Origin of the sequence: Streptosporangium sp. NPDC049046, assembly GCF_040649155.1 — a bacterium.
Lineage (GTDB): Bacteria > Actinomycetota > Actinomycetes > Streptosporangiales > Streptosporangiaceae > Streptosporangium.
Genome location: NZ_JBEZEZ010000003.1, coordinates 369,117 through 375,485, shown reverse-complemented (window position 1 = coordinate 375,485; position 6,369 = coordinate 369,117). Strand labels below are relative to the sequence as shown.

At 70.5% G+C, this 6,369-nt stretch carries 3 protein-coding genes and 2 pseudogenes; all 5 read right to left on the bottom strand.

The genetic code is table 11. From position 1 onward, the window contains the following. A pseudogene (locus AB0B96_RS06200) lies at positions 1 to 1,230 on the bottom strand (hypothetical protein); the annotation flags it as partial. Between the two features lie 203 nt (positions 1,231 to 1,433). Beyond that, positions 1,434 to 4,016, bottom strand: coding sequence for an ATP-dependent chaperone ClpB (gene clpB, locus AB0B96_RS06195; protein ID WP_362896852.1), 2,583 nt, complete (start codon positions 4,014 to 4,016; stop codon positions 1,434 to 1,436). 203 nt (positions 4,017 to 4,219) lie between these two features. Then, positions 4,220 to 4,495, bottom strand: a pseudogene (locus tag AB0B96_RS06190) (helix-turn-helix transcriptional regulator); the annotation flags it as partial. A gap of 2 nt (positions 4,496 to 4,497) precedes the next feature. Then, entirely contained in the window at positions 4,498 to 5,700 is a 1,203-nt protein-coding gene (dnaJ, locus tag AB0B96_RS06185) for a molecular chaperone DnaJ (protein ID WP_362896851.1), read from the bottom strand. 34 nt (positions 5,701 to 5,734) lie between these two features. Further along, the gene (gene grpE / locus AB0B96_RS06180; protein WP_350942577.1) at positions 5,735 to 6,352 is read right to left on the bottom strand and encodes a nucleotide exchange factor GrpE; all 618 of its coding nucleotides are present in this window, start codon (positions 6,350 to 6,352) and stop codon (positions 5,735 to 5,737) included. Positions 6,353 to 6,369: the final 17 nt, after the last annotated feature.

The following is a 6,369-nucleotide window of genomic DNA, read 5'->3' as shown; positions in this document are numbered from 1 at the left end:
GTCCGCGGCCGGCATGTCCGTGGTGGGTGCGTCGGCAGCGGGTGCGTCCGTGGTGGGTGCCTCGGTGGTGGCGGGCGCCTCGGCGGTGGTTGCGTTGGCGGCGGGCGCCTCGGCAGCGACCGCGTCAGCGGCGACCGCGTCGGCGGTGGACGCCTCGGTGGAGGGCGCGTCCGCGGCCGGCATGTCCGTGGTGGGTGCGTCGGCAGCGGGTGCGTCCGTGGTGGGTGCCTCGGTGGTGGCGGGCGCCTCGGCGGTGGTTGCGTCAGCGGCGGGTGCGTCGGCGGCGGGCGCGTCCGCGGTCGGCAGGTTCTCGGTGACGGCCTCCGCCGGGACGAGGTCGGGCATCGGAGGTGCGGGCACGTTGACCGGTGCGTCCGAGGTGACCGGCACCTCGACGAGCTCACCGGGTGCCGGCGGGGCCGGGGCCCGCAGCCAGCTGATGCCGTCGCCGGGAGCACCCGGCGTGCCCGGCAGTTCCGGTGCCTCGGCCATGATGCTCACCCACGAGTTCGTCCACTCGTGACCGGGAAGGCTCGACAGCCCGAAGGCCTCGGCGTCCGCGAAGTCGACCACGGCGGAGGGCTGGGAGAACTGGGGCAGACCGGTGACGCGTGCGAGCCGGTCCGCGGTGACGGACGTTTCCCCGATGTTCGCGGTCACCGGCGCCTCAGCACCGGCCACGGCCGCCGGCGCCTGCTCGCTGTTCACCGTCACGGGCGTCCCCGGAGGAGGCAGCTCCGTGTCGCTCACCGTCGCCGGCACCTCGCCGCTGGTCGCGGCCTGTGGCGTCACGGTGCTGTCCGTCGAGAGGTTCGCGGTGCTGTCCGTGGTCGGCGGGGTGACGGTGCTGTCCGTCGAGAGGTTCGCGGTGCTGTCCGTGGTCGGTGAGGTGACGGTGCTGTCCGTCGTCGACAGGCTCGTGCTGCTGTCCGTGATCGATGGGGTCACGGTGCTGTCCGTGATCGGAGGTGTCACGGTGCTGTCCGTCGTCGACGCTGTGACGGCGCTGTCCGTGGTGGGAGCCCCCTCGGGCGTCGCGGCGGTTCCGGCGGCGCCGGTCTCCTCGCACGCGGGCTCCACCGGTCCGGGCGTTCCCAGAGCCGTCGCCGTGCCCTGCTCCTGGCAGGGCACGAGCTCCGCCGACGCCGGGGAGGCCATCGTGAGGCCGGCGCCGACCGTGAGCACCGCCATCGCGAGGATTCCCCGGATGTTCCGTGATGAATTCGACATTCGCATCCCCCTGTTGCGTTCGGTAATCCGACGAAAACCGAACGTAACAGGGGGGTCTCGCTCAGGGGCGGGCTTAGCTCAATGGTGGTCAAGCCATTACCGGGCCGCGTCGGAGGCGGTCAGGTCCTCACCGGCCTTCAGCCGCCCACCGTCGGCTCCCACCGACCTCCACCCGGCCTGCCGATTTCATCGCGCGGTCGCCGTCAGGCCCTCACCGGGCCGATGGACAGGGAGTCCCTCGCCTCGTCGAGGTCGACCAGCACCTCGTCGCCGTCCTGGACCTCGCCGGAGAGGACCTCCTTGGCCAGTTTGTCGCCGATCGCGGACTGGACGAGGCGGCGCAGCGGACGCGCGCCGTACAGGGGGTCGTAACCCGTCAGCGCCAGCCAGTCGCGCGCCGCCGGGGTCACGGTCAGCGTGAGCCGCCGGTCCGTCAGGCGCCTCGCCAGGTGGGCCACCTGCAGGTCCACGATCCTGGACAGCTCCTCGGTGCCGAGCGCGTCGAACTGGATCACGTCGTCGAGCCGGTTGAGGAACTCCGGCTTGAACGAGCTTCTGACCGCCGTCATCACGGCGGCCCGCTGCGCCTCCTTCTCCAGGCCCGGGTCCACGAGGAACTGCGAGCCGATGTTGGAGGTGAGGATCAGGATCACGTTGCGGAAGTCGACCGTCCGGCCCTGTCCGTCGGTGAGCCGCCCGTCGTCGAGCACCTGGAGCAGGATGTCGAAGACCTCGGGGTGGGCCTTCTCGACCTCGTCCAGCAGCACCACGCCGTAGGGCCTGCGCCGCACGGCCTCGGTGAGCTGGCCGCCCTCCTCGTAGCCCACGTAGCCGGGAGGTGCCCCCACCAGGCGCGCGACGCTGTGCTTCTCGCCGTACTCGCTCATGTCGATGCGGACCATCGCCCGCTCGTCGTCGAACAGGAAGTCCGCCAGCGCCTTGGCCAGCTCGGTCTTGCCGACGCCCGTCGGGCCGAGGAACAGGAAGCTGCCGGTGGGCCGGTCCGGGTCGGAGATGCCCGCCCGCGCCCGCCGTACGGCGTCGGAGACCGCCTCGACCGCCTGTCGCTGGCCGATCAGCCGCCTGCCGAGCTCCTCTTCCATACGGAGCAGCTTGCTGGTCTCGCCCTCAAGCAGCCGGCCGGCGGGGATACCGGTCCAGGAGGAGATCACCTGGGCGATGTCGTCGGAGCCGACCTCCTCCTTGACCATGGGGTCCTCGGGCTGGGCGGCCTTGCTCGCCTCGGCGAGCTCGGCCTCCAGCTTGGGCACCTCGGCGTACATCAGCCGCGAGGCGGCCTCGAAGTCACCGTCGCGCTGCGCGCGTTCGGCGGAGCTGCGCACCTCGTCGATCTGCTTCTTCAGGTCGCCGACCCGGTTCAGCCCCGCCTTCTCCTGCTCCCAGCGGCCGACGAGGGCGTTGAGGTCCTCCTGGCGGTCGGCGAGCTCCCCGCGGAGCCGTTCCAGCCTCTGCAGGCTGCTCTCGTCGGTCTCCTTGGCGAGCGCCAGCTCCTCCATCTTCATCCGGTCGACGTTCCGCTGGAGCTGGTCGATCTCCACGGGACGGGAGTCGATCTCCATGCGGAGCCGGGAGGCCGCCTCGTCGACGAGGTCGATCGCCTTGTCGGGCAGGAAGCGGGAGGTGATGTAACGGTCGGAGAGCGCGGCGGCGGCCACGAGCGCGCCGTCGGAGATCTGGACCTGGTGGTGCGCCTCGTAGCGGCCCTTGAGGCCGCGCAGGATGGCGATGGTGTCCTCGACGGTGGGCTCGCCCACGTAGACCTGCTGGAACCGCCGCTCCAGCGCGGGGTCCTTCTCGATGCGCTCGCGGTATTCGTCCAGGGTGGTCGCGCCGATCATCCGCAGCTCGCCGCGGGCCAGCATGGGCTTGAGCATGTTGCCCGCGTCCATCGCGCCCTCGGCGGCGCCCGCGCCGACCATGGTGTGCAGCTCGTCGATGAAGGTGACGACCTGGCCGTCACTCTCCTTGATCTCCCCGAGCACCGCCTTGAGGCGCTCCTCGAACTCGCCGCGGTATTTGGCGCCGGCGACCATCGCGCTGAGGTCGAGGGCGATCAGGCGCTTGTCGCGCAGGCTGGAGGGGACGTCGCCCGCGACGATCCGCTGGGCCAGCCCTTCCACCACGGCGGTCTTGCCGACGCCGGGCTCGCCGATGAGAACCGGGTTGTTCTTGGTACGGCGGCTGAGCACCTGGACGACGCGCCGGATCTCCGAGTCGCGGCCGATCACCGGGTCGAGCTTGCCCGCCCTGGCCCGCTCGGTCAGGTCGATTCCGTACTTCTCCAGCGCCTGGTAGGTGTCCTCCGGCGTCTCGCTGGTCACCCTGGCGTGCCCGCGCACCTTCTCGAAGGCGTCGAGCAGCGCGTTCGGGCTCGCGCCGTTGGACTTGAGCAGGGTGGCGACGGGGCCGCCGTCGGTGGCGAGACCGACCAGCAGGTGCTCGGTCGAGACGTAGTCGTCCTCAAGCCCGCGGGCCCGCTGGGCCGCGGTGTTCATCACGGTGAGGAGCTGCCGGGAGCTCGACGGGGCGCTGACGGTGGAGCCCTGCGCCTTCGGCAGGGCCGCGAGCTGCTTCTCGGCCTCGACGCGCAGTTGCTTCCAGTCGGCGCCCACCGCTTCGAGCAGGGGCACGGCGGTGCCACCGGTCTGGGTGAGCAGCGCGGTGAACAGATGGGCCGGGGCGACCTCGGGATTGCCTTCGGCGGCCGCCCGCCTGATGGCGGAGGAGACCGCCGCCTGGCTCTTCTGGGTGAGCTTGTAGTCCATGCTTGTCAGGCCTCACTCGAAAGTGCTGTGTCATAGGGCGACGCCGGCCCGGCGGATCCTCACGGGGCGTGTGCCCCCGGCGCGTTCTCACGGCCGGTCACAGACGCGTCCTCAAGGTGTGGGACGGAGTCTCAGGCGGGGGGCAGCTGATACTGGATGAGCGCGCGGATCGTGTTCATCTCCGCGCGCAGGCGGTGGTTCTCGTCACGCAGGCGCATGGCCTCCGTTTCGAGGACGAGGATTCGCTTGATGCCCGCGAGGTTGATGCCCTCCTCCTGGGAGAGCCGCTGGACCTCGCGGAGCATCATGATGTCGCGGGTGGAGTACAGGCGTCCGCGACCGGCCGTACGGCCTGGACTGACCAGGCCGAGACGGTCGTACTGGCGCAAGGTCTGCGGGTGCAGACCCGACAGCTGGGCGGCCACCGAGATCACGTAGACGGGTGTGTCGTCCGACAGATCGAAGTAGTTGGCTTCCATGGCTACTCGCTTCTGGCCTGTTCGATCAGGTCCGCCCGCGGGTCACCACCCGAGGTGGCGTCGCGGAAGTCCTCAAGGGCGCCTCTCGCCTTGTCTTCCAACTGCTGCGGCACCAGAACCTCGATCGTGGCGAGCAGGTCGCCCTTGGTGCCGTCCTTGCGCGCCACGCCCCTGCCGCGCACCCGGAAGGTGCGGCCGTTCGGGGTGCCCTCGGGGATGCGCAGGGTGACCGGCAGCCCCTTGAGGATCGGCACCTTGATCTCGGCGCCCAGTGCGGCCTCGGTGAAGGTGACCGGGACGGTGACCGTCAGGTTCTCTCCCGTCCTGCCGAACACGGGGTGCGGCTTGACGTGGATCTGGACGTAGAGGTCACCGGCAGGACCACCGTTCTCGCCGGGTGCGCCCTTGGCCTTGATCTTGATGCGCTGGTTGTCGCCGACCCCCGCCGGGATGCGGGCCTGGATCGTGCGGGTGCTCTTACCCCGCCCGCTCCCGTCGCACACCGGGCACGGGTCGTCCACCAGCAGGCCGCGGCCCTTGCAGTCGCGGCACGGCTCGGAGAAGGCGAAGTTGCCGAGGTTGCGGCTGGCCGCCCCGGTGCCCTCGCAGGTCGGGCAGACCCGCGGGGTGGTTCCGGCCTTGGCGCCGGTTCCTCCGCATCCGGTGCACGCGGAGGAACTGGTCAGGCGGAGCGACACCGTGGTGCCCTCCACCGCCTCGGAGAAGGAGAGCGTGACCTCGGACTCGATGTCCTGGCCGCGCCGCGCCCTGCTCGTCGTCCCCCCGGGGCGGCTCGCGCCGCCCCGGTTGAAGAGCCCACCGAAGATGTCGCCGATGCGCTCTCCGGTGCCGCCCTGCTGTTGCTGCTGGCCGGTCCCCCCGAACAGGTCCCCCAGGTCGAACGGGAAGCCACCCGAGCGCGGAGCGCCCCCACCACCGGCGTAACCGCCGAGACCCGATCCGAACAGCGTCCGCGCCTCGTCGTACTCCTTGCGGCGCTTGGTGTCGGAAAGGATGTCGTACGCCTCGGAGACCTCCTTGAACTTCGCGGTGCTCTCGGAGGTCGCCGAGCTTCCGGGGTTGGCGTCCGGGTGATACTGCCTGGCCAGCTTCCGGTACGCCTTCTTGATCTCATCGGCCGTAGCGGTCTTGGGCACACCAAGGACGGCGTAGTAGTCCTTCTCCAGGTAGTCCTTGGTGCTCATCTACGTTCCTTCTCAGAGATCAGATGTGGGGGTGTCAGTTGTCGTCCGCGGCGGGCTCTTCTGGCTCCGCGACCGCGACGCGCGCGGGGCGGAGCACTCGCTCGCCGATCCGGTAACCGGGCTGCAGGATCTCCACGCACGTCGGCTCCGTGACGTCGGGGGAGTAGCTGTGCATCAGGGCCTCGTGCACCGTCGGGTCGAACGGCTCGCCCTTGGTGCCGTAGGTGCTCAGCCCCAGCTTCCCGGTGGCCGCCTCCAGTGATTCGCTCACCTTGGCGAAACCGCCGGTCAGCTCCCCGTGGTCACGGGCCCGGCCGATGTCGTCGAGGACCGGCAGCAACTCGGCCAGCACGCCGGCCACCGCCTGCTCCTTGACGGCCACGCGGTCTCGCTCGACCCGCTTGCGATAGTTGGAATACTCGGCCTGAAGACGCTGCAGGTCCGCGGTGCGCTCGGCGAGCTGGGTGGCCAGCTCGATCGAGGCCAGGTCGGACGCCAGGGAGGACGACGACTTGTCGGTCGTCTGCTCCCTGTCGTTCTGGCCCGTGGTCTCGGCCGGCTTCGTCTCGCGTATCTGCCCCGTCTCCGGGTCTATCTTCCGGTTGTCGCGGATCACCGGCTCCTCCTCGGAACCGTTCTCGCGCGTGCTCACGCTGGTGCTCCCCTCGG

Bases quoted from the DNA above. Each gene is read 5' to 3' on its own strand.
- dnaJ (WP_362896851.1), bottom strand. From the start codon at position 5,700: ATGAGCACCAAGGACTACCTGGAGAAGGACTACTACGCCGTCCTTGGT.
- clpB (WP_362896852.1), bottom strand. From the start codon at position 4,016: ATGGACTACAAGCTCACCCAGAAGAGCCAGGCGGCGGTCTCCTCCGCC.